Annotated in this window: 23 protein-coding genes and 1 tRNA gene; 13 read left to right on the top strand and 11 right to left on the bottom strand. The window is 48.3% G+C overall.

All coding sequences use genetic code 11. The features are described 5' to 3' along the window. Positions 1-3: 3 nt before the first annotated feature. From hisA to ACI2NF_RS03415, 8 genes are all read right to left on the bottom strand, one after another. Positions 4-723, bottom strand: a complete 720-nt coding sequence (gene hisA / locus ACI2NF_RS03450) for a 1-(5-phosphoribosyl)-5-[(5-phosphoribosylamino)methylideneamino]imidazole-4-carboxamide isomerase (protein WP_177971478.1) — start codon at positions 721-723, stop codon at positions 4-6. Continuing rightward, positions 720-1322: an imidazole glycerol phosphate synthase subunit HisH gene (hisH, locus tag ACI2NF_RS03445; RefSeq protein ID WP_400150767.1), complete on the bottom strand. Its 603-nt coding sequence runs from the start codon at positions 1320-1322 to the stop codon at positions 720-722. The genes hisA and hisH overlap by 4 nt, the downstream gene beginning before the upstream one ends. Continuing rightward, positions 1316-2365 carry a histidinol-phosphate transaminase gene (gene hisC, locus ACI2NF_RS03440; protein ID WP_177971491.1) on the bottom strand — a complete coding sequence of 350 codons (1050 nt, stop codon included), beginning with the start codon at positions 2363-2365 and terminating at the stop codon, positions 1316-1318. Before hisC ends, hisH begins: the two co-directional genes overlap by 7 nt. Beyond that, a complete protein-coding gene (gene hisG, locus ACI2NF_RS03435; RefSeq protein WP_400147837.1) occupies positions 2365-3228 on the bottom strand; it encodes an ATP phosphoribosyltransferase in 864 nt (287 codons plus the stop codon). The genes hisC and hisG overlap by 1 nt, the downstream gene beginning before the upstream one ends. A gap of 163 nt (positions 3229-3391) precedes the next feature. Then, positions 3392-4810, bottom strand: coding sequence for an aminopeptidase (locus tag ACI2NF_RS03430; RefSeq protein WP_400211067.1), 1419 nt, complete (start codon positions 4808-4810; stop codon positions 3392-3394). A gap of 166 nt (positions 4811-4976) precedes the next feature. Further along, positions 4977-5312, bottom strand: coding sequence for a peptidylprolyl isomerase (locus tag ACI2NF_RS03425; RefSeq protein ID WP_400150765.1), 336 nt, complete (start codon positions 5310-5312; stop codon positions 4977-4979). A 69-nt stretch (positions 5313-5381) separates the two neighbouring features. Then, positions 5382-7343, bottom strand: coding sequence for an InlB B-repeat-containing protein (locus ACI2NF_RS03420; protein WP_400211066.1), 1962 nt, complete (start codon positions 7341-7343; stop codon positions 5382-5384). Positions 7344-7365: 22 nt separating this feature from the next. Further along, complete coding sequence (locus ACI2NF_RS03415) at positions 7366-7986, bottom strand: TatD family nuclease-associated radical SAM protein (protein ID WP_400147831.1); 621 nt, start codon at positions 7984-7986, stop codon at positions 7366-7368. 109 nt (positions 7987-8095) lie between these two features. Here ACI2NF_RS03415 and ACI2NF_RS03410 point away from each other — a divergent pair, with 109 nt between their 5' ends. Further along, the gene (locus tag ACI2NF_RS03410) at positions 8096-9253 is read left to right on the top strand and encodes a proline iminopeptidase-family hydrolase (RefSeq protein ID WP_400211065.1); all 1158 of its coding nucleotides are present in this window, start codon (positions 8096-8098) and stop codon (positions 9251-9253) included. Positions 9254-9290: 37 nt separating this feature from the next. Then, the gene (locus ACI2NF_RS03405) at positions 9291-10511 is read left to right on the top strand and encodes an RNA-binding domain-containing protein (protein ID WP_400150755.1); all 1221 of its coding nucleotides are present in this window, start codon (positions 9291-9293) and stop codon (positions 10509-10511) included. 26 nt (positions 10512-10537) lie between these two features. Here the strand turns inward: ACI2NF_RS03405 and ACI2NF_RS03400 are convergent, their stop codons facing one another. After that, positions 10538-11062 carry an adenine phosphoribosyltransferase gene (locus ACI2NF_RS03400; RefSeq protein ID WP_177971487.1) on the bottom strand — a complete coding sequence of 175 codons (525 nt, stop codon included), beginning with the start codon at positions 11060-11062 and terminating at the stop codon, positions 10538-10540. Between the two features lie 167 nt (positions 11063-11229). Between ACI2NF_RS03400 and ACI2NF_RS03395 the strand changes: the two genes are divergently transcribed. Continuing rightward, positions 11230-12453, top strand: a complete 1224-nt coding sequence (locus ACI2NF_RS03395) for a nitrate/nitrite transporter (protein ID WP_400150753.1) — start codon at positions 11230-11232, stop codon at positions 12451-12453. 2 nt (positions 12454-12455) lie between these two features. Here ACI2NF_RS03395 and ACI2NF_RS03390 read toward each other — a convergent pair whose 3' ends face one another. Further along, complete coding sequence (locus ACI2NF_RS03390; RefSeq protein WP_400201720.1) at positions 12456-12827, bottom strand: fluoride efflux transporter FluC; 372 nt, start codon at positions 12825-12827, stop codon at positions 12456-12458. A 136-nt stretch (positions 12828-12963) separates the two neighbouring features. On the opposite strand from ACI2NF_RS03390, the gene ACI2NF_RS03385 reads away from it, so the two are divergent. After that, positions 12964-14970, top strand: coding sequence for a phospholipase D-like domain-containing protein (locus ACI2NF_RS03385; RefSeq protein WP_400211064.1), 2007 nt, complete (start codon positions 12964-12966; stop codon positions 14968-14970). Between the two features lie 61 nt (positions 14971-15031). Here ACI2NF_RS03385 and ACI2NF_RS03380 read toward each other — a convergent pair whose 3' ends face one another. Continuing rightward, complete coding sequence (locus tag ACI2NF_RS03380) at positions 15032-15334, bottom strand: hypothetical protein (protein ID WP_177971458.1); 303 nt, start codon at positions 15332-15334, stop codon at positions 15032-15034. A gap of 196 nt (positions 15335-15530) precedes the next feature. Between ACI2NF_RS03380 and ACI2NF_RS03375 the strand changes: the two genes are divergently transcribed. From ACI2NF_RS03375 to aroC, 9 genes are all read left to right on the top strand, one after another. After that, positions 15531-17528 (top strand): ATP-dependent DNA helicase, encoded by a 1998-nt coding sequence (locus ACI2NF_RS03375; protein WP_400211063.1) that lies wholly within the window; start codon positions 15531-15533, stop codon positions 17526-17528. A 101-nt stretch (positions 17529-17629) separates the two neighbouring features. Then, a tRNA-Ser gene (locus ACI2NF_RS03370) sits at positions 17630-17717 on the top strand. Positions 17718-17903: 186 nt separating this feature from the next. Further along, positions 17904-18239 carry a chorismate mutase gene (locus ACI2NF_RS03365; protein WP_177971456.1) on the top strand — a complete coding sequence of 112 codons (336 nt, stop codon included), beginning with the start codon at positions 17904-17906 and terminating at the stop codon, positions 18237-18239. A 39-nt stretch (positions 18240-18278) separates the two neighbouring features. Continuing rightward, on the top strand, positions 18279-19070 hold the full coding sequence (locus tag ACI2NF_RS03360) for a 2-amino-3,7-dideoxy-D-threo-hept-6-ulosonate synthase (protein WP_400206716.1): 792 nt from the start codon (positions 18279-18281) through the stop codon (positions 19068-19070). Positions 19071-19087: 17 nt separating this feature from the next. Beyond that, positions 19088-20089: a 3-dehydroquinate synthase II gene (locus tag ACI2NF_RS03355; protein WP_400211062.1), complete on the top strand. Its 1002-nt coding sequence runs from the start codon at positions 19088-19090 to the stop codon at positions 20087-20089. Continuing rightward, positions 20090-20953: a shikimate dehydrogenase gene (gene aroE, locus ACI2NF_RS03350; RefSeq protein WP_400205210.1), complete on the top strand. Its 864-nt coding sequence runs from the start codon at positions 20090-20092 to the stop codon at positions 20951-20953. Further along, on the top strand, positions 20950-21762 hold the full coding sequence (locus tag ACI2NF_RS03345; protein ID WP_400211061.1) for a shikimate kinase: 813 nt from the start codon (positions 20950-20952) through the stop codon (positions 21760-21762). Before aroE ends, ACI2NF_RS03345 begins: the two co-directional genes overlap by 4 nt. Next, complete coding sequence (aroA, locus tag ACI2NF_RS03340) at positions 21762-23012, top strand: 3-phosphoshikimate 1-carboxyvinyltransferase (protein ID WP_400211060.1); 1251 nt, start codon at positions 21762-21764, stop codon at positions 23010-23012. Before ACI2NF_RS03345 ends, aroA begins: the two co-directional genes overlap by 1 nt. Before the next feature lies 1 nt (position 23013). After that, a complete protein-coding gene (gene aroC, locus ACI2NF_RS03335) occupies positions 23014-24084 on the top strand; it encodes a chorismate synthase (protein ID WP_400211059.1) in 1071 nt (356 codons plus the stop codon). The last annotated feature ends 51 nt before the right edge of the window (positions 24085-24135 follow it).

Genomic DNA, 24135 nt, shown 5'->3' with positions numbered 1-24135 from the left:
CTATCATCCCTTGGCGATCCAGGGTGTTTCCCATGTCCAAGGCTCCAAAAGACCTGTGTATATCGCTATACCGACGACTGCGGCGGGTGCCCCGCATCTGTCCAACAGCTTCGCATCATCCAAGGATGTCACTCCTCCGGATGCTATCACCTCATGAGGACATCTCTTTATGAAATCGGATGCCTGAGCCTGATCGATACCTTTGCCCTGACCCTCGACATCTATGTTCGTGTTGAGCACGCCTGCAAGCGGTAGATCCTTGATCCTATCGAACATCTCATCCAACGTTATCGATGCGACATCCTGCCATCCTTTCACGGTTATCTTGCCGCCTTTCGTGTCAAGGGACAATACGATCTTCCCAGGATACTTGTTGACCATCTCAGCGAGCCAGTCTGGCTCCTTGATGCCTTTCGTACCTATGATCACCCTGTCCACGCCGATATCGATGAGCTCCTTTATCGTGGCCTCATCCCTTATGCCTCCGCCGACCTCCACAGGTACGTCGGATTCCGATATGATCCTCTTGATCACAGGGATGTTGTTCTCCTTCCCGAAAGCGGCATCGAGATCCACGAGGTGCAGATACTTCGCCCCCTTCTCCAGCCACGACCTTGCAACGGTCAATGGGTCGTCGATGGTGACCTTCTGACTTCCAGGTACGCCACCGACCAATTGTACGACCTTGTGATCCAACATGTCTATTGCGGGTATGACCATCATAGCGCTCCCTCCGCGAATTGGATGAAATTCTCAAGGAATCTCATGCCTGATCTGCTACTCTTCTCGGGATGGAATTGCGAACCGACGAAATTCCCTTTCCTGAAGAATATAGGATAATCTATTCCTTCATATTCACAGTATCCCTTTATCGTGGACCGCTCCGTCGGATTCCCGTAGTATGAGTGGGTGAAATAGAAGAATCTGTTGTCGATCCCATCGAACATCGGATCGTCGGACACCACTGTGTTCCATCCCATCTGAGGTATCTGTTTGGCCTTGAGCCTCTCCACCCTTCCGTTGATGAAACCCAATCCAGGGAGTCTGCCCTCATCCGAACCGTCCATCAGAATCTGCATGCCTATGCATATCCCAAGGCATGGTATCCCTGATCTCAACCTGTCCAATATATCATCCTTCTCAGGAAGGATGCTCTCCATGACCTTATCGAACGCACCTACGCCGGGGAATGCTATGCATTCCGCCTCAGTGACCTTCCTCATATCCGACGTGACCTCTACATTGGCCCCGCACCTCTCCAATGCTCTCCTGAGTGAATGAAGATTACCAACGCCATAATCAGCGATGGTCACATTTAGCATCCGTCAATCACCTCAGCCATCTTCTCTAAGAGCATATCGTTGAGCTCTTTCGTACCGACGGTCATCCTGACGCAATTCTCTGTCCTTCTCTTGGAACCGAAATCACGGATCAACACTCCCTTCTCCTTCAATCCGTCCACAAGTACCTTGTGGTCTATCGGAGCCCTTGCGAGTATGAAGTTCGCATCGGAGGGGAATGGTTCGAATCCGAGTTTCCTGAGGCCGTCCATGAGCAATGGTCTCTGTTCCTTGACCATCGATACGCTCCTCTCGATGAAACTCTGATCCTTGACAGCGGCTGTGGCCGCCAATTCACTTATCTTGTCCAATGAATAAGGGATCTTGACGTCGTTCATCATGCCTGCGACATTCAGATTCGATACAGCGTATCCGACCCTCAATGCCGCCATGGCGTAAGCCTTGGAGAATGTCCTCAATACGATCAGATTATCGAATTCGTTCACTCTCTTGAGCATCGAATCCTCTGCATATTCCGCATATGCCTCGTCAACGACCATTATGCCGTCGAAGTTCGTCAATATCTCTTCAAGATCCTTCGACCTGAACGTGTTCCCTGTAGGATTGTTGGGCGACGGTATGAGCATTATCTTGGACTTGGGTTTCAACATGGCATCGACATCGAGTTGGAAATCCTCTGTCAGATCCACGAAACTCGTCTTCCCTCCGTTCACTGATATGAAGTAATCGTACAATGTGTAGGAAGGGGCCGGTATGGTGGACATATCTCCCCATTCCGTGAACGTCTTGAATATCAGATCCAACATCTCATCGGAACCGTTACCGGCGACGAAATTCTCCCTCTCCAGACCATAGAGTCCAGCCAATGCATCCCTGAGGTTGTCCGAATATGTGTTCGGATATCCGTCCAATCCATCCACAGGGTGTTTCAGGAACTCGTATGCGGCAGGGTTGCTGCCAAGAACGTTGGTGTTCGTGTCCAATCTGACCGCATTGCCGACGACAGGATTGTAGTATCTCTCGAATCCCCTGGTCGTGCTCCTCATGACGTCCCTTGTGAGCATCACAGCACCAACCTTTCGATAGGAAGTGTGAGGATTCCCTTCGCACCGAGCTTCTGCAACTTGTTGACCGAATCGAATATGGTGCTACTGTCAACAACGACGTGGATCGCGACCATGTCCGTCCTTCCGCTGATATTCATCACAGTGGGGCCGGCCAATCCTGGGAATAGCTTGTCTATCTCAGGGAGTTGGGATACGGGCACATCCGCCATCAGATACTTCTTGTTCTCAGCATCGATGACGCTCTTCACGGAGTTCACGATGTCCATTATCCTCGCACTGTTGGCCTCCATCGCTTTCTCCGATGTGACCATCACGGCCTGTGATGTGACCAAGGTCTCGATCTCCATGAGCCTGTTCGTCTTGAGCGTCGCTCCGCTGGAGACGAGATCGACGATTATGTCAGATACGCCGATGTACGGCATGATCTCTGCAGCCCCGGATACATTCACGATCTCGACATTCTTGCCTTTGGAATCGAAGAATCTCTTCGTAACGTTAGGGAATGACGTAGCTACGCGACATCCATCCTTGATGTCGTCGACCGTCCTTATGTTGGACTGTTCCGGCACAGCTACGGAGAGGCGACAATGTCCGAACTCTAATTCCAGAACCTCTTTGAGTACAAATCCTGAATCAGCAATCTGATCCTGTCCGGTGATACCGAGATCCACTGAACCGATCGCTATGAATCTTGGGATGTCCTGTGCACGGACGAACAGTATCTCTATGTCCTGATTCTTGGCTGTCACGTATAATCTTCTGCCCCAATCCTCTCCGAGATCGAGTCCCGATTTGAGAAGGAGCTCTATTGTCCTGTCGTGAAGCCTTCCTTTGTTTGGTACGGCCATCTTAAAGGTCATTTCTTCGCCTCTAGTCTCACAATACGCATGTATGATAAAAAACCCACTATATGTATCGCGCCATGTAGTCGCACAATGGTGCCATACTTGTTCGAAGTCGGGTTGGTATGAATGAATGTATTTTTTTACAGAATATAGGTGGGGTGTTACCCCACCGCTTGTTTCAATACTTACTGTCCTTGGTGAGATAGAATGCCTTCATCGCCTTGTACAGCATGTAGATGTCCGCCTTCGATGTGACCTCGAACGGCGAATGCATAGAGAGCACGGGAACTCCGAAATCGACGGTATCCACGTTGTGCGATGAGATGTACATCGCGACCGTTCCTCCTCCGCCGTTATCGATCTTTCCAAGCTCTCCGACCTGCCATACGATCCCGTTCTCATCCATCGTCTTACGGATGAATGCCATCATCTCGGCCGATGCATCGTTCGTGGAGTATTTTCCTCCGGAACCTCCGTATTTGGATATCGATGGTCCGCGATTTATGTATGAACAATTCATCCTCTCGTAGTTCTCCCCGAATGCAGGGTCGTATGCTGAATTGACATCGCATGAGATGCACATGGATCTCGCAAGCACATGCCTAAGTTCAACGCCGTATGCTGATGCGAACTCCTCGATGAAATCGATCAGGAACATCGAACTGAGGCCTGTGGGTCCATCCGATCCCGTCTCCTCTTTATCCGCAAGCACCGTGACCGTGGTGTATTCTGGATTTTTAGTGTCGATCTCTGCCATGATGTTAGCATATGCGCATACGCTGTCATCCTGACCGTATGCTCCGATCATCGACCTATCGAATCCTACATCCTTAGGCCTGAATGCCGGCACGGCACAGAGTTCTGCTGAGAGGAAATCGGATTCATCGATACCGTATCTCTCGAATATCGTGTTGGCGATGTTCAATTTCACCTTCTGTGATGCCTCATCGTCATTGAACGGCCAACTGCCTATGAGGATGTTGAGCTGTTCGCCCGTTATGATCTCTGTGGCGGGCTTCTTCATCTGATCCCTTGCGAGGTGCGGAAGGAGATCCGTCACACAGAATGTGAGATCGTCATCCTCCTCTCCGATAGCGACCTTCACCTTCTTTCCATCCTTGAGGATGACAACGCCGTGAAGAGCGAGCGGTATTGCGGACCATTGATATTTCTTGATGCCTCCGTAGTAATGTGTCTTGAAATATGCCAGATCGCTGTCCTCGAACAATGGGACGGGCTTGAAATCGAGTCTTGGACTATCGATATGACTAGCTCCGATCCTCACTCCTTCGGATACGCCCTTCTTACCGACAGTGACCATTATCAGATTCTTTCCGCGATTGTTGAAGTAGATCTTCGAACCGCTCTTGTATTTAGTGCCTGGAACGAATTCCTTGTAACCATTCTCCTCGAGGAGTGGTATCGTGTAGTCAACGACCTCCCTCTCGGTCTTGTTCATAAGGAATTTCTTGTAGCCTTCGCAGAATTCCATCGATTCCTTCAGGAAGTCGGGATTGCTCTCACCTATCGTCTTAGGTTTCCTCAGAAGCTTCTCCTCGAGCTCCTTGCCTTTGGACTTGGTCTTCTCTTTTGCCATCCTATCACTGCTGTGGTGATGGACGCACGAATATTAACCGCTTACCTATCGGTGCGATACGGTCGTTCCATTGCATCAAAAGAAGAGGATGATTGAAAGATCGCAATAATGTTCATTGGAAGATGTTTGTCCGATGATGTTGAATAACATCATCGGAACATGATATTCACTTCTGATCCTTTATCAGGATTACGTGGTAACCGAACTCTGTCTTGACAGGACCGATGACATCACCCTTCTTACCGTTGAAGCATGCCTCATCGAATTCCCTGACCATGTCACCTTTTCCGAACCATCCGAGGTTGCCTCCCTTCTTGCCTGAGGGGCATTTGGAGAATCTCTTCGCAAGAGCTTCGAAATCCTCTCCCTTCTCAAGACGATCCATAATCTTCTTCGCATCATCCTCTTTGTTCACAAGGATGTGTGCAGCATTGACTGATTTCACCATGGGTCGGTGATTGCAATATTGGATATAAATGGTGTAAGTGGTTTTTCTTGTCAATGCAGGATCCTTGCCCCGCCCACATGAACGGAGCAAGGATCGTTCTTGACATATCGTCTCATTCAACGATCAGCACGGGATCACTTTGAGAACGTTGTAACAGCTGTATGCATCGTAGTACGCTCTGCCTGTGTACGAAGGTACGTCACCCACTCTGAACTCGTTGCCTTTTCCATCGTCTATCGTTGTCGTCTCGCAGTAGAGATAGTATGAAGGCGTCGTTGGGATGTTCTCCCTGTAGACGTATGTCGAGATGTCGCTGTTATCAATGGTGTAATATGATACCACTCTAGAGAAGAAGCCTGCACCGACCCTCTCTGTCTTCAGTTTCACGTCCGATGTGTCATATCCCATGTCTGCGATACTTATCGCACCAGTGGCATGCCCGCTGAAGAGCATCAATGCCGTATCGTACCCCATAGCTTTTCCGACGGCACAGAAGAGGATCGATGTATCCTCACAGTCGCCGTTACCATCGTACAACGTCTCCAAAGGATATTTCCAATACTCCTCTTGTCCGACTGATTCGCTGTCGTACATGTATGGGATGGTCTGCGTGAATCTCAGGAGAACGTTCACGACCTCAGCCTTATCGAGGCCTACGGTCGCACCCGATATGTATTCGGCGATCTGTTTCACATACTTGTCATCGGATGTCACGAACATCTTGTCATGTTCGGTCGTCCCCTGACTTCTGATTATATCGTCCGTCTTGTATGTGTGATAATCAGAATATCTTATGCCGAGTGTTATACTGTAATCCTTCCCGCCATATGACCAATCGAATGTCTTATTATCGACACCGTCGGCGATGATTGTTAGGATCTTTCCGAAGAACTTCTCATTCTTATCTCCAGAATACGTCAACGTGTACTTACCCACAGTCTCGAATGTGTAGCTGTATCTCTCGCCCTCGGATTCATTGACGATATTGTTGGATGAATCACGGAGAGTCCATGTGACATTCTCGACATCCTCTGCGGTGACCGTCAATGAGTTACCACAATCCTCTGTGATGTCGCATATCTTCGAATTGTATGCATAAAGTGATTGATCTGAAAGGACCTTCTCTATCTTGTATGTATTATCGGTGGAGAGAAGATTCCCTGCCTCATCATACCATCCAAGGAAGTCATCGCCTGTCGCTGTGAACTCTGCTGGTGATCCAATGTTATATGTCCCTGCACCAGTGACATCGATACCGTCCCCGGAATACACCTTGATCGAATATTCGTTCTTAATATCCTCCGAGAGTATGCTATCAATCTGATATATGCTGTTGACAACGACGTTACCGCTTGAGTAATTAGAATCCACCATTATGAGAAGCCAATCGTAGATGTAGTATTGTTTCTCCACGTGGGATACTGTGCTATTATCTTTCAATGTGAGTGTGATGCATTTGGCGGCGACATTCCAACCGTTGAGATCCAATGTTACGACCTCTTCATCCGACTGGTCGTATTCATCCTTGTCATCATCATCTTTATCAGTATTCCACTTCACAGTGCTGATCACATTGCTCTGACCTGAGGATAACTTCGTCTCCCTGATCTCGCGATACAAGTACTTGTCATCACTTTCGAAAGCAAGGAATATCTGCGAATATGTACCGAACGATTCATACTGATAGGCCATATTGCCGAAGATCGTCTCCGTCCTCTTCGTGTATGTATCCAACTTGTATCCATGTCCCTCGTAACCATCATCCCATAATGCATACAGTGTGAGATTGCCGCTCATCTTCGATGGGATGTACAACAGATTCTTCGTACATTCCTTATCGAGATACCAACCGAAGAATGCCACATCCTTATTCTCGTTAGTAGGGCAGCCTAGATCGGTCACCGTACCAGAGACGTATGTTGAAGGCGAGTTCGGATCTGCGATGCCTCCGTTCAACTCGTATGTTATCGTATACGTATTGCCATACGTATCTGCATCATCCTGCGCCAGGATCGCGACTATCGCACCCGTGGAGATGCCGATGATGGCTAACAGTGCGATTATAGTCAAAGTCTTTGAAGACATGATATCGCACCGTTCAGCCGAATCATTTGATTAATATCTTACCGCAGACGGATTCCCTTACCTTGAACGTCGCTCCCAGTTCGGCAGCTATCCTTGCACATTCCTTCTCGGATTCCGGACTTATGGATTCGCCTACGATGGACATCGTGATGTTCGGGACCACTTTCTTGGATTCCCTCGTGAAATCGATCATCGCTTTGTACGATCCCGGTCCGAAAGATGGTCTCGACAGAGCAAGATATTCCTCCTCATTGGATGCGTTGAGGCTTATTGATAAGGCATCGATCACCCCTTCCATCTCAGGCACGATATCCCTGCCGTTGATCAGATTGCCGAGTCCGTTGGTGTTCACTCTCACGGTTTTGTGGAACTCTTCCTTGATCCTGCGTGCACATTCCTTGAGATCGTCGAAACGAACGGTAGGTTCACCGTATCCACAGAACACGATCTCATCAGAGATCGAGAGATCGACCTTACGCAATTCATCAATGACCTCATCTACAGTGGGTTCATGGTCCAACCACAGGGTCTCCGCATCGCCAAGGGCTGGTGTCGTATTCCTCAGACAGAATACGCATCTGCACGGACATCTGTTGGTCATGTTGATGTAATATTCGTTCCCGTAACGATAGATGATGCTCATACCCCTTCGACAGTGGGATGATATTAAAAACGTTACCTATCAGCGATGAAAGAATGAGTGATACACCTGTAAACTATATCCAATCGGTCACGTATGTGAGGGCGATATCATGCAGAATCCCGATACATTCTATCTTGAGACTGATACGGCCATGTTCCTGATGAAGAAGGACAGGAGATCCTTCGGAAAGGATAGGTACACAGCATACGCGAACGGTTTCCTATGCACCATAGGAGTGAACAGGAGATTCTCGTACACAGTATCGTTGAAGACCGATAGGACGTATTGGGGAGTCTGCGAATTCGTCGAGAAAGGCAGAGCGTTATCATTCGAAGGGATGTTATCCGACATCTCCAAATGGATAGATGACAAGGTTTGGGATCTTGTATCCGACGATGATGACAATGATGCACAACCGTTCAAGACATCCAATGGAACGATCGCATACTACCAATACAACACGCACCTGGATGGGATACCTGTCATCTTCCTCCATGGAGGGCCGGGTGACGGTGCGAACACCACCAGAGGAAGGAAGATGCATCTCAAACATCCCATTTACACATACGATCAGATGGGGTGCGGGAGATCGGACAGGATATCCGACCTATCCTCATGGGATCAAGAGGATTATTACAGGGAACTCAACGAATTCATCGAGGGCATGGGGTTCGAGAAGGTCATCCTCATCGGTGCATCCTGGGGAGCAGGATTGGCCGTAGGATATGCTGCGAGATATGGTTGCGAGAGGATAGAATTGATGATCCTCCCATCCCCGTTCATATCATCCGAAAGATGGATGACGGATCAGATGAGGAATATGGAAAGGCTTCCTGATGAATATCGTAAGGAAATGGAAGCATTCATGCGCGGAGAGGGATCGATAGAGAACTATCAGCATGTCATGTCCGAATATTATTCAAGATTCCTGTTCACACGCGAGATCAACAGGGAGATAGCTATCGCGGCAGGACAGACCGTTCAGAATGACGTCTTCCTATCCATGTGGGGGCCGAATGACCTTGTCTGCGAAGGAACGATGAAGGATTTCGACCTTACATCCGATTTGCAAAGGATAGATGTCCCCGTACTCTTCATGTGCGGTGACAGCGACGAGGTCACGATCGACACCATCAACGAATATGTCAAGATGGTCAAAGGCTCCAGATTGTCCGTCATTCCCTACGCAGGCCATGCCATAGGGAAGGATCAACCTACATTGTACATGAACAGTATGAAAGCATATCTTGAAGAAAACGGACAATGATATCCGATTTATACAAGCGATAACGTTCGGTGAGACGATGAATGTCGAAGAACAGAATGCGGACATGGGTCCCGAATCCATACCTGCTACGAATGAAACGATGAGACTGAAAAGGATCTCCAAGATGACCAGGGCGTGGTATGCACTGTTCGCCATCGCGACCGCCGCCATAATCGCTGTTGGTTCATACGTTGGAGAGATAGGGGATGTCGTGATAGCCATCCCCACATTGGTCATCACGATAATGATGCTGTTCTACGACAAGGAGTTCATCCACGTCCCGCCTATGCTGATATTCATCGTGATCGTGACGATGATCGTCTCCCTCGTCGCATCGATGATACCCAATTCATACATACTATCCAACCTATGCTCATTCCTTGCAGGTGTCGTCCTATCGCTGATAGGTCTGATAATAGCATACATCTCACTTGGTAAGAGGCCTGGATTCGTTGATGAGAAGCCTATCATCATTGCGATCGAGGCTCTGACATTCGGCCTTGCATCAGTCCTGATCTGGATGATGATCGTACATCACGTGAATGCGAACCTGATAAGCAAGGACATAAACTCACTCATGGATGATGCGATATGGATCGCCTTCGGTTGTCTGTTCATAACGATACTCTACATGATCGACAGCAAGAACAGGATAATGACCATCACTGTGGACAGATTCCTTGCGAACAACTCCACGTTGATGGGTATCGCTGTCGATAGGGCAGAGGAGACCAAGGATCTCATAGACAAGGGAGAATCCGGAAGATTGGAATTCAAATCCACATTGATGACCAATCTTCAGACCGGGGAGATAGATAAGAGGATGGAGAAGGCCGTCCTCAAGACCATCACTGCCTTCCTGAACACCGATGGAGGCACATTGCTCGTCGGAGTGGAGGATAACGGGAACATCATGGGTATCGACATAGAGAGATTCGAGAACCGTGACAAACTGAACCTCCATGTCACCAACGTCATCGCATCACAGATCGGTAACGAATTCATCCCATTCATCAAATTCGAACAGATAGATTACGGCAAGAGGGATGATGGGAAAGACAGGATAGTGATGAGATTCGATTGCACACCGACATCCACCCCTGCATTCCTGAAGAATACCAAGGAGAAGACGGAAACGTTCTTCGTACGTTCTGGACCGTCCAGCGTGGAACTCACTGGTAACGATCTCATAAACTACGTTATGAACCGTAGGAAGACAGGTAAGAAATTACGTTCTGCTCTTACGAACAGGGAATGATGGGGTTTAGAACCCCACCCATCCATTCAGATACCGGGATATTTTATCAGAGAGAACACATCATAATCTTTGAGTTTCTCTCTTCCCTTCAGGCCTTCGAGTTCCATGACGAAACCGATCTTGACGACCTTTCCGCCTTCCCTCTCCACAAGCCTGATCACTGCCTGAGTGGTACCGCCGGTGGCAACGAGGTCATCTATGATCACAACCTTCTGACCCTTCTTCACAGCATCGGCATGCATCTCGAGCGTAGCCGAGCCATACTCGAGCTCATAATCCTCGGATATCACCTCTCTCGGCAATTTGCCTTTCTTCCTGACAAGGATGAAGCCTTTGTTCATAGCATATGCAACCGGTGCGCCGAAGATGAATCCACGGGATTCTGAACCAAGGATCAGGTCGAAATCAACATCCTTCAACGCCTCGATGAGGCCGTCTATGGCTAATTTGAACCCATCCTTATCGCTAAGTATGGTCGTGACATCACGGAACATTATCCCCTTCTTCGGGAAGTCCGGGATCGTTGTCACGTAGTCTTCCAATGCTTTCATGATTGGGTGGAACAGATAATCCATTTATAACATTGCCTGAACTCCGCAACTCATCGCACTGTACACAAAGGCTCCTTCGCATATGATGCGATTTTGATGGGAAGTATAGAAAAGATACATAATACCGTGAACATGATGGTATATACTCGATACACGTTCGACACAGCATGAGGAGCAGAGTGCATTACGGATGGCTCATCGTAGCTGTCTGCATGATGATGATATTCGGCGCCTCATTGGTCAGCACAGGCATGTCGATAGGCATCAATGCGTTGCACAGGGATTATGGGATGTCGGGTACAGAGACATCGGCCATCATCACCGTGTGCAGTGCAGTGGCATTCATCTCCACATGTTTCGCTGACAAATTCTACAAGAGACTCGGTCTGCGCAACGGTATGTTCGTTGCTGTCGCATCCGGGTGTGTCGCGTTCCTGATCTACACTTTGGCTGACGGGACACAGTACATCTACTACATCGGTTCGATATTCGGAGGAGTGACATATGGGTTGGGATTCATGCTGCCTGCATCCCTCCTCATGAGGAGATGGTTCACCACGAACCGTGCGTTGGCCCTATCCATCTGTTCCTCTGGTTCCGGATTGTCCATCGCCATCGGTTCGCCCATCCTGGAGACGATCATCGAGAACATCGGCCTCAACATCTCGTTCTTCATGGAAGCAGTGTTCATGGCAATCACTGCCATACTGATCCTCCTGCTCGTCAAGAACGATCCCTCCGATATCGGCCTTGAACCGTTGGGCGGGAAGGAGATCCAATCGGATACTAAAGAGAAGAAGAGATTCCATCTCTCCCATACTGCGATAATACTGTTGATGATCGCTGCAACGTTCGGAGGGATATGCGGTTTCCCTGCGACATCTCACTTCGCATTGAACTTCTCCACAGCTGGTCTGGATGACATGACGGTCGCATTGGGCATCTCTCTGTTCGGCGTGATGTTGTTGATCAGTAAACTTGTATTCGGGGAGGCTGTGGACAGGAAAGGAACGCTCTTCGCCACATTGCTGTTCGGTTCATTCACTGTCCTAGGATTGTTCGGAGGATTCATGATCTGCAATATCAGCGAGAATTGGCTGATGTTCACCTCACTCATGCTGATGGGCATAGGATATCCGGTCATTTCCCTAGGATATCCTAATTGGACAGCTGATTTCACATCCATGGATGAATATCCGATCAATCTCAAGAGGCTGCAGATGGGATATCAATTCGGGATCATGGCAGGCTCGTTCCTCCCAGGCATGATATTCGATGCATCAGGGAACTACTCATGGACATATCTGATGTTCTCGATATTGATGGCCGCATCATTGGTCTTAGTATCGATCGCATACAAATCGGCCAAGGATTTCACGCCATCCGGATGAGTTCATATCAGCGCAAGTTCCCTTCCTGCTATGGCACCAAATATGCAGACAGCTACATTCAGGAACACGTTAAAGGCGAAATACCCGTAATTCCCGACGTACAGCATCTCCACAGTCTCGTTAGCGAAGGTGGACATGGTAGACAAACCGCCCATGATACCCACTGTGAAGAACACCCTGAATGATTCGCTGATCGAACCCCCGAATCTCATCGTGACGAATGCCGCGAGGAAACAAGCGATCAAGTTCACAACGAACGTCGCCCATGGGAACTCAGAACAATCTATGACCTTCGATGCGGAGAAACGTAGTATCCCTCCGATAGCGGCGCCCGCGCCAGCACAGGCGATGAGGAGCAAGGTCTCTGACTGCATATCGCAAGGATATCTGAACGATTAATAAAACTGCTTCAATCGTTCGCTGTCTTTCACGATCTTCACCACATCCTACATCCATCAACGACAGGTACGCTGAAGTCAATGATTTTAACCGATAAACCGATGTGCATACATGGTCAGATACAGGGATGCTATCTCGATTATAGTGGTCACGATAATGATATTCTCGGCCTTCCCGATCTGCGTATCCGATTCATCGGATGCAGTAGGAATGACGAATGACGGAATATTGCTATTCGAATTGGACCCCAAGGATGCCACGGACGGCATAGCACTGAAAAATTACAGCTCGAAGGCCATCGATATCGATGGATACGTGGTGAAGAACAGCAGTGGCAAAGAATACAGGTTCGAGCCTCTGAAGGTCTCTTCCGGGAATACCGTCGCATTGGTGAAGAAGACGGTTGATGGGGATTGGTTCTGTGAGAAGACGGATACACGCAATGTAATGGTCAACTCATCCTCGATCGCCCTCAAGAACTCCGGCGATGCAGTATATCTCTACGACAGATCGGGCAATCTCGTGGATGTCGTATGCTACGGAAACTATACCGCATCCGATGGATGGACGGGGATTCCTGTCGATCTCGGGTTCAAGGAACACGTCATCAGAAGGGTAGAGCCCACAGATACGAACACATACTTCGATTGGGCAGCCGTAGGTAATGGATACACAGCGAAATCATTCGCTGATACGAAGACAGTATCCGCAGATGTGAAACCATTCACGTTCCCTGAATGCGGCGGTAAACCTGTCCTGGAGTCCCTGATGGGTGCGACGAAGAGCGTGAAGATCTCGATATACATGCTCACGAGCGCATATGTCTGTTCGGTATTGACTGATCTCGAGAAGAAAGGCGTCGATGTGCAATTGATACTCGAGAACAAACCTCTCGGTTATGAACAGGATGGGGGACTTCTCAAGACCATCGTCGATGCTGGTGCAGAAGTGAAATTCATCGGCGGAGGGACATATGACAGATACAGCTATGTCCACAACAAATACGCCATAATTGATGATAAAGAGGTCATAATAACATCCGAGAACTGGACCGATGGGAACATAAGCACCAAAGGCAACAGAGGATGGGGTGCGGTCGTTTATGGTAAGGAATTCGCTTCACAGATGAATGAGTTCTTCATGAACGATTGGAAATTCAATGACGACTTCCTCTTATTCGACAAGAAATATCCGGATGTGACTGCGAAGACGTTGCCTACCGTGTCAACAGTGGAATCGTATGTCAATTCTGTGGATTATGCTCCAAAGACCTATGAGAATGTAGGTACGAGCATCTACATGTCGCCGGACAACACGTTCAAGGCACTCATGTATCTGATCGAGAATGCAGATACGAGAGTGTACACCGAACAGATGGACATAGGTTCATCCTTTAGGACATTCGCAACGACATCTCCGCTCTCTGCGATGATCAAAGCATCAGATAGAGGGGTCGATGCGAGATTCATGGTCACTAAAGACAAGAATGTGGATTTCATCGAAAAACTCAACACGGAAACTAATGTAAAATCCGCGGGAATGACCAGATCAGGATACCAAACGATGCACAACAAGGGCGTGATCATCGATGATACCGTTTGGGTGTCCTCTGTCAATTGGACGGATAACGCGTTCATGAACAACAGAGAGTGCGGATTGTATCTGCAGTCCAAGGAGATCACACAATTCTACTTGGATTCATACATGAGCGATTGGGATTACAACTACAAACTGACGGATACGATCACCGTCAAACCCGATGCTGCCAGAAAAACATTCACGGCAACAGGCACCACAGGCACTGTGGAGTGGTCATCATATAATGTGAATAATGAGGTGATCTCATCATCCACGGGTACAACGTTCACCATAGATTCAGATGATGTCAACTACATCAGAGTGAAGGATCAATCTGGTAACACTGGAAGATACATCATACCAGGATATTCCGCACCTCCGAGTGATGAGGTCAACATATCCGAGATCGTCACTGAGAATGCTCCTGCGATAGGGATTGGTGCGATCATACTCGCAGTGATCGGTGCGATGGTTGCAAAAGTCAAGAAAAAGGGTTCCAAGAAGAAAGGAAAGAAAAAGAAATCCAACAAACGCAAATGAGGTCCGAGGTCCGCATGTATTCCATGCGGGTCCAACCTCATTCTTTTTTTTTTGAATCGGATCAGAGTGCGGATTTCTTCGCTTCCTTCCTTCTCTTGATCTCTTCCAAGAGTTTCTTCTTTGTTATCTCCTGGAATTCTTTGATCTCATAGTCATGCATAGCTCTGAGTGCCGAGAACGCCAAGTGCTTGTTGCTGGAATAATTGCTGGCAAGATACATTATCGTGTTCTCCCTCTCATATTCCTCCATCAACATCTCCAATTCCATCAAGAGAAGCCTCACCTTCTCATCGCTCAATTCCTGTATGAAAGTCTCCGGATCTACAATAAGTGTCTTGATATCCGCTCTGGGTCCGCTATCCATGTGCCGTGTTAACGATGGCGCGATATAATACGATTGTGAACAAAGCGATAGCCGATACGCCATCACATCCTGTGATTCTTGCTACGTTAAGGACACATCTGACGGAACCGTTATATCAAACCCATATATTGGAAGTCACATGACCGCCTTCTGTCCTCATTGTGGTAGCTTGATCATGCCTGGAAAGGATACCTGTATGAAATGCAGACGGAAGGTGGATGATGAATCCTATGACGATCTTGATGATGTCATAGAGATGATACCACAAGCAGAACCGAATGTCATAGAGAAGGAGGATCCGAACCTCCCCTGTTTCCCATATGTTCCAAGGCCGATACAGGTTCAGATCGTTAAGGATATCACCAACGCCCTGGACGAAGGCAAGCACATAGTGCTTGAATCGGGAACGGGTACAGGAAAGACGATCGTGTCACTCGCATCCGCAGTCGATCACGCATTTCGGACGCACAAGAAGATCCTGTACCTTACGAGAACGATATCACAGAGCGACCAGGTAATGAGGGAATTACGTGCGATATCCAAATTGAGAAGGGTATCCGGACTCACGGTCACTGGTAGAGGGAGATCATGCCCATACCTCAGGACGATGTCCGATTATGAGAAGATGCCCCCCTCCGTCCTATCGGCATTATGCGAAGACAACAAGAAGAAAGCAAACAGCGGCAACGGAGGTTGTCCCTTCTTCAAAGGCTTGATGGATAGATTGGGTGAGGTCGAGAGTTATTGTCACAACTCATTCCCTACATCCAATGAATTGGACAGATTCTGTGAGGATAGGAACATCTGTCCATACGAGACCAAGAAGATGCTCCTCAAGAATGTGGATGTCATCGTAGCGCCATATGTGCACATCCTATCTGATGACATCAGGGATGGATTCCTCGGGAATATGGAGAGCGATGGTTCCGACATCGTGATCATAGTGGATGAGGCCCACAACATCATAGATGCCGCCAGGGAACAAGAGAGCTACACCATAGACATAAAACTCATCGAAGCAGCCATCGATGAATCCACGACGATGAAAGGCGATCCCCCATTATTCGATAATGTCACATTGATGCCTTTCGTCAAGGAGATGAAGAACATCCTCAGATCCCTAGCAAATGAGAAGATAACATTGACCAAGAAGGAGTGTCTTATCGCAAATGACGAGATCGAGAATAGACTCGGTCAGAAATTCGAATTGAACAGGAACGAACTCGAGATCGCGATAGATAGGATGATATCACTGGGAGAGGACAGGACCGAAGCCCTCATGGAGAGAGGCGAGAACAGGATATCCGACATCTACACACTAGGTTCGGACCTGAAGGATTGGATCATGTCCCCTCATGACAAGTACATCAAATCCGTGAAGGTGGACGAAGATGGAGAATCACTACATGCCGCATGCATCGATCCATTTGAGGTAACGACATTCCTCAGAAGGACCAAAGGCGTGGTGCACATGTCGGGTACATTGCAACCATTGGAACAATACGTCAAAGTCATGGCATTGCCTGCCGATACCGTCACCAAGATCTACCCATCACCATTCCCGCCCGAGAACAGATCTGTGATCTATCTCGGCAATGTCACCACGAGATATGAGGACATGCAGAAGGATCCATCGATATTCTCCAGAATGGAGAAGAACATCGCCAAACTCTGCAATAATGTGGACAAGAACACCTTGGTGTTCTTCCCGTCATACAGCATGATGCGCAAGATGCGCCCATTCCTTGACAGGGATGTGAAGAAGGACGCGTATTGGGAGGAGTCCGGCCAACAGAAGATGACTATGAAAGCACTCAACGAGTTCAGGAAAGGAAGGAATGGAGTGTTCTTCACAGTGATGGGGGGATCCATCGCAGAAGGCATCGATTTTCCGGGAGAAGAACTGTGCTTTGCAATAATCGTCGGCATACCATACCCTCCACCGACACTCGAAACGAGGGCTATGTCCGACCTGTTCGATCAGAAATATGGTAGAGGAGTAGGATGGCGCTATACATCCGAAGTACCGGCGCTCAGGAAGATGCAACAAGCCATCGGACGTCTGATAAGAACGGAGACGGACAGGGGAATGGCCGTCATATTCGACAACCGCTGTTCCAAATATGCCTCGAAACTCGGAGCTAAGTTGTCCACGGATCCTTTGGCCGATGTGACCAGATTCTTTGATGAATGACGTTATTTTCGTACTTATCCAAGCATCAGATCTGCGATTCTTCAGGAAAAATGACCTCGACCCTATCGCTTTTATATAATGACGATATACCAACAATCCAAGCGGAGATAGCTAAGCCTGGCCCACGGCGCCGGTCTTGAAAACCGGTGGAGTTTCTCCCCGGGAGTTCGAATCTCCCTCTCCGCGCCATCTTATCATCATATCATAACAAGAGCCTGGGCTCTCGATCATATCCATATCAAACTGAGTGGTAACTCTCAGAAAGGACACATCTCGATACAAAAATGTAAGAGCATGATGTCTGTTGTATCAGACATCATGTTTCACAGCGTAACGGTGAAAGGGGTCACAGAACAACTCAACTAACGTGATAGCATGGACTTGGAAACACTCAGAGAGGAGATCAGAAAGAAGGATTCGATGATCATCGAGTTGATCGCAGAGCGCACCGCACTTGCGGAAGAGATCGCTAAGGTCAAGATCGAAACAAATGAACCTCTGAGGAATCTTGAGGTTGAGAAAAAGGTCATCACCAGATATATCGATGAAGGCGTATCGAAAGGATTGAGTGCAGATACGATGAAAACTGTCGCTTCAGCACTCATAACCGAAGCCGTGGAATCCGAATCGAGATTGATGAATGAAGATAGCGGAAACTTACCCGCGATCGGAAATGCGGACAGACAGCATCTTGCAGATGACAATAAATAAGATGTAGAAGGATAGAATCGAAGGTACGAGGCATCTAAGATGTACGGGAAGAGCATAAGGATGGAGAGGATAACCGATAGGAAGACCGGCAATGCCGTGATAGTTCCTATGGATCACGGGATATCAATCGGCCCTCAGGAGGGACTGATAGATATGAAACAGACCGTCGATGATGTCTCCGAAGGTGGTGCGACTGCCGTACTCATGCACAAAGGACTCATAAGATACTCCTATCGTGGATCGGGCAAGGATGTTGGACTCATCGTACATCTATCTGCATCCACGGATCTCGGTCCGACAAGCAACAGCAAGGTCCAGATAACGACCGTGGAAGAAGCGATAAGATGCGGTGCGGATGCCGTGTCCATACACATCAACTTCGGTTCAGAGGATGAACCCTCCATGTTGGAGACCGCAGGCAGAATATCAGAACAGTGTAACGATTGGGGGATGCCGTTGATGATCATGGCGTATCCGCGCGGCCCTAATATCAAAGATACTTTCGATCCATGTGCTATAGCACACTGTGCCAGGGCAGCATCGGAACTCGGAGCTGACATAGTGAAGGTCAGTTACACCGGAGACATAGATTCATTCAGAGAAGTCTGCAAAGGCGCATTAGCACCTGTCGTGATCGCAGGCGGACCGAAGATGGATTCGGACATGGACATATTGAACATGGTCCACGATTCCATAGAGGCTGGAGGACATGGTGTGTCCATAGGGAGGAATGTATTCCAGAACAAGAACACCTACGGGATAACTAAGGCGATATCAAGCATCGTATTGGACGGTTATTCTGTTGAGGAAGCATCCGAATTCATCAAGTGATCGACATGAAAAGACTGATGATCAGGGCAGATAGATCCGATGATCGGGATGTGAGGAAAGGGTACATCACCGATGGTCTTGAAGCAGGATTCAGCGGATTCGTCCTCAGGGAAGGTGACGAATGCTTCGAAGAACTGGGCAGGATGGATGCGATCTACACTCATGACAATGAATTCACGGATCATTCGTACATATCCGTGAGCATAGACGGCCCAGTATCCATGGAGGATGTCATGTCCCTGGCTGGGAAGAAGAAGGCTGTCATCGTAGAGACGACCGATTGGACCATGATACCATTGGAGAATCTTATCGCTGCATTCGATGGTAGCGGGACCGAGTTGTACGTATCCGCGAAGAACAGTGATGATGCTAAACTGTATCTCACAACGATGGAAAAGGGAGTGGACGGAATCATCATCGATATCAACGATCCGACCGAACTTTCAGAATTCAAAAGGATACTGTCAGCAAGTCCTAATGAAGATCTGAGTGAGGTCACCGTAGTATCCGTAAGACGGGTAGAGATGGGAGACAGGGTATGTATCGATACCTGCAGCATGATGTCTCCAGGCGAGGGGATGCTCATAGGCTCATACTCCAACTGCCTTTTCCTAATACAGTCGGAGAGCGAGGACAACGGATACGTCGCAAGCAGACCTTTCAGGGTGAACGCAGGTGCCGTCCATTCTTACATAGAGGTCCCTGATGGAGGTACGAGATATCTATCTGAATTGAGAAGTGGCGATGATGTACTATTGTGCAATGGAAGCGGCAGGACAAGAGTCGCTTCAATAGGTAGATGTAAGATCGAGAAAAGACCGCTCCTGATGGTGACGGCCACTGATGGAATGAAAGAATATAGCGTCATACTGCAGAATGCAGAGACCGTCAAGATGGTTAAGAAGGACGGTTCCGAATCCGTTACAAAACTGAGACCAGGGGACAAGATATTGGCGAGGATCGATACTGGGGGAAGGCATTTCGGCATCTCCGTCGATGAATCGATCTCGGAGATTTAGATGAAGATTTCCACATGTGGCTCTGATATCCTCCCTAAGATGGATATCCATACTTTATCAGATCTGATGGATGCTTACAAGGTCAGAGGACTCATAGCTGATCGTGTGATCACAGGCATCATCGGACATCCCCTATCACATTCGGATTCACCTTCGATGCAGAATGCGGCGATGAAAGCTGCAGGGGTGAAAGGGATCTATCTAACGTTCGATTCCACTGATATCGAACACCTCAGGGATGTCGTCTTGGGATACGGCATCCGCGGGATGAATGTGACGATCCCTTACAAACAGAAGGTCATCGAACATATGGATTCCATCTCAGAGATCGCTGAACGCATAGGCGCAGTGAATACTGTGATCAATGATGATGGAGAGATCAAAGGCGAGAATACCGACCACGTAGGCATAAGATATGCATTCTCAAACATCGATCTCAAAGGGAAGAATGTGATCATCATGGGTTCGGGGGGCGCCGCACGTGCGGCAACATACACCTTCATGGATGCAGGATGTGATGTCTCCATCTCTGGAAGGAATGAACTCACAGTGAACATGATCTGCGATAATTTTGGATGCGCACCATACCGTGGAAGTGTGAAGACATTCGATATCATCGTGAACTGCACGCCCATAGGCCTCGTGGATGGAAGATATCCTGCAGATATCGATGATATTCATTCCGAACAAATCGTGTTCGACATGGTTTACGGTCACGACACACCTTTGATCAAAAAGGCAAAGAAGAGTGGATCTATACTCGTCGATGGCAAGGAGATGCTCATCGGACAGGGTGCGGAATCGTTCCACCTTTGGTTCGACAGGAAACCTGACGTCGACGTCATGAGGAGGGCGATTCAATGAAAGGGCATGGAAGATCATATGGTGCCATTTCCGTGATGAATGCTATCCCATGCGGCATCGGTTCCACCATAGGCATAGAACTAACCACGGATGTCGAATTCTCCGATTCTGATACAACGACGATAACGCTCGTCGATAGACCTGATGTCGATACCAAACTTGTCAGAACATGCGTAAAAAGGACTTTGGAATCGATCGATCAAGAACCTATCGACTATTCTCTCAAGGTGATCAGTGAGATCCCTCCATCCATAGGATTGAAAAGCTCTAGTTCCGTGTGCAATGCAACAATATCTGCAGTTCTAGATGCATTGGGAGAGAGGATGGAGATGCTTGATATCATCAGACTCGGCGTCAGATGCGCCAGAGAATGCAATGTCACGGTGACGGGATCCTTCGATGATGCTTGCGGGTGCGAATACGGTGGACTTGTCATCACGGATAACAAGAATGATGATATCATCAACAGGATGAGAATTCCAGAATATGACGTTATAATCTGCCTACCAGGATCTCCACCGAAGGAAAAGATACCAAAGGAAAAATACACAGTATTATCCGACATGTTTCAGGCCATGGCCCCATCGATCAAATCGGATTATCTGAATGTACTAACAGAGAATGGGAGGTACATCGGCAGAATAATCGGCGATACTTCGGATCTCGCCGAATCCGCATTGAAGGCTGGTGCATTGGCCGCAGGCGTATCGGGTACAGGGCCAGCCATAGCCGCATTGACCGAAAAAGGGAAAGGAAAGGAGATCGCGGACAGATTCTGTTCCAATTACATACTCACGAGGACGAGATGATGGATATCACATTCTCAGGAGGAGAGATCGACGGCACCATATCTGCACCCGCATCGAAAAGTTGCACACACAGAGCGATCATCTTGGCAGCACTCTCCCGTGGAAAATGTGTTATAACCAATCCACTCGATTCATTGGATACCAGAGCGACCGCGGATGCCATAATCACTATGGGTGCATCCATCGATTGGGCGGATGATCGCATCTGCATCGAATCCAAAGAGATACATGCGCCCAACAGGATTGTCGATGTACTGAATTCGGGTACGACCATGAGGCTCATGACAGGGATCGCTGCATTGTTCGATTCGGAAACGACAATAGTTGGCGATGACTCCGTGATGAAAAGGCCCATGGAACCGCTTCTTAATGCTTTGAAGGGTTGTGGAGTACGTTGCGAGTCGAATGATGGTAAAGCACCGATAAGGATCAGAGGACCCGTTGAAGGGAACAGGATATGCATCGATGGAAGTACATCATCCCAATTCATCTCATCCGTGTTGATGATGTCCCCATTAGTCGGCAGACCGATGGACATCATACTGGAAGGCGATATCGTATCGCAACCCTACATCGATATCACCACAGATATGATGGAAAGATTCGGAATCCACATCATCAGAACAGATTCTGGATTCCATGTGGAACCACAGAGTTATGTTCCATGCGACTACGTAGTCCCATCAGATTTCTCATCCGCCGCTTACCCCCTAGTGGCCGGAGGATTGTCTGGCAGGGCATCAGTGAAAGGATTGGATATGTCCGACCAACAAGGTGACAAAAAGATTGTGGACATCCTCAGGATGGCGGGATGTTCCGTTGATATCGATGGCGATGTGATCACTTGTACGCACAATGGACATCCGAAAGCGTGCGACATAGATATCTCGAACGTACCTGACCTTTTCCCGATAGCTGCTGTTCTCCTATGCACAGCGGACGGAAAGAGCAAACTCCATGGAGCACCACAATTACATTTCAAAGAGAGCGATCGCATAGAATCTGTGAGCGATATGCTCAATACATTGGGGGCCGATATCCGCCCGACCGATGATGGTTGCATCATCGAAGGCGTAGAACATCTCAGGGGCGGATGGGTCGATCACAGAGGGGATCACAGATTGATGATGGCCGCTTCCATCGCTTCGTTGGTATCCGATGGTCCGATATCAATGAAAGATGACCACTGTTGGGATGTTTCCTACCCAAGATTCATAGAACATATGCGTTCTCTCGGGATGAGGTGTTGATATGTACACAACAGGCGATAGATTGAAGGTCTCCCTCTTCGGCAAGAGTCATGCCGATCGCATAGGTTGTGTGATCGAAGGATTGCCCCTTGGTATGCACATCGATATCGACGACATCAAAAGATCGATGGATCTCAGAAGACCATCTGACAGAATAGGCACATCAAGAAAAGAGACTGATGACGTCATCTTCGATTCCGGGATATCCGATGATGTCGTGACATCACGTTATGTCATACTCACGATAAGGAATGAGAACAAAGATCCTACATCATATTCTGAATTCAACAGGAAACCGAGGCCGGGACACGCTGACCTTCCCGCTCTCATCAGATTCAAAGGGATGGATATCAGTGGAGGCGCACAGTTCTCTGGAAGGATGACTGCGCCGCTAGTAGCGGCAGGCGCGATCGCATCACAATATCTCAGAGCTAAAGGTATCGGGATCGCCGCATACACCAAACAGATATCCGACATCAAGGACGAGAATGAGCACACGTTCGATGAGGTATATGCATCAAGATCATTCGTGACGCGCTCCATCTCGAAAGAATACGACTCCATGATGACTGAACGCATATTGTCAGCATCCGAAGATGGCGACAGCGTTGGAGGTGTCGTCGGATGCATGGTGAATGGATTACCAATAGGATTCGGAGGGATATGGTTCGATGCGCTGGATGTGACGATCGCCAAGATGATGTTCTCGATCCCTGGTGTGAAAGGCGTGGAGTTCGGGAAGGGATTTTCCATCGCTGAAATGAAGGGATCAGAGAGCAACGACCAATATCACATGATGGGTGGGGAGGTATCCGCATCGAGCAACAACATGGGAGGAGTATGCGGAGGCATGAGCGACGGGATGCCTTTGACGTTCAATGTCGCATTCAAACCGACACCGTCCATATCGAAGGAACAGCATACCATCGATCTCCATGAGATGAAGGATACCGCGATATCCATCAAAGGCAGACACGACCCGTGCATCGTACCGCGTGCCGTGGCAGTCGTAGAAGCGATGACCGCCATCGCGATCATGGATCAATACCTCTCGCACCATCCTAGCGAATGAGAGCATGACCATCATCATTTATCTATCCCTTCTTCGTAACATCATCGCATT

Source organism: Candidatus Methanarcanum hacksteinii, from assembly GCF_964305265.1.
Classification (GTDB): domain Archaea; phylum Thermoplasmatota; class Thermoplasmata; order Methanomassiliicoccales; family Methanomethylophilaceae; genus Methanarcanum; species Methanarcanum hacksteinii.
This window is presented reverse-complemented; position numbering and strand designations above follow the sequence as displayed.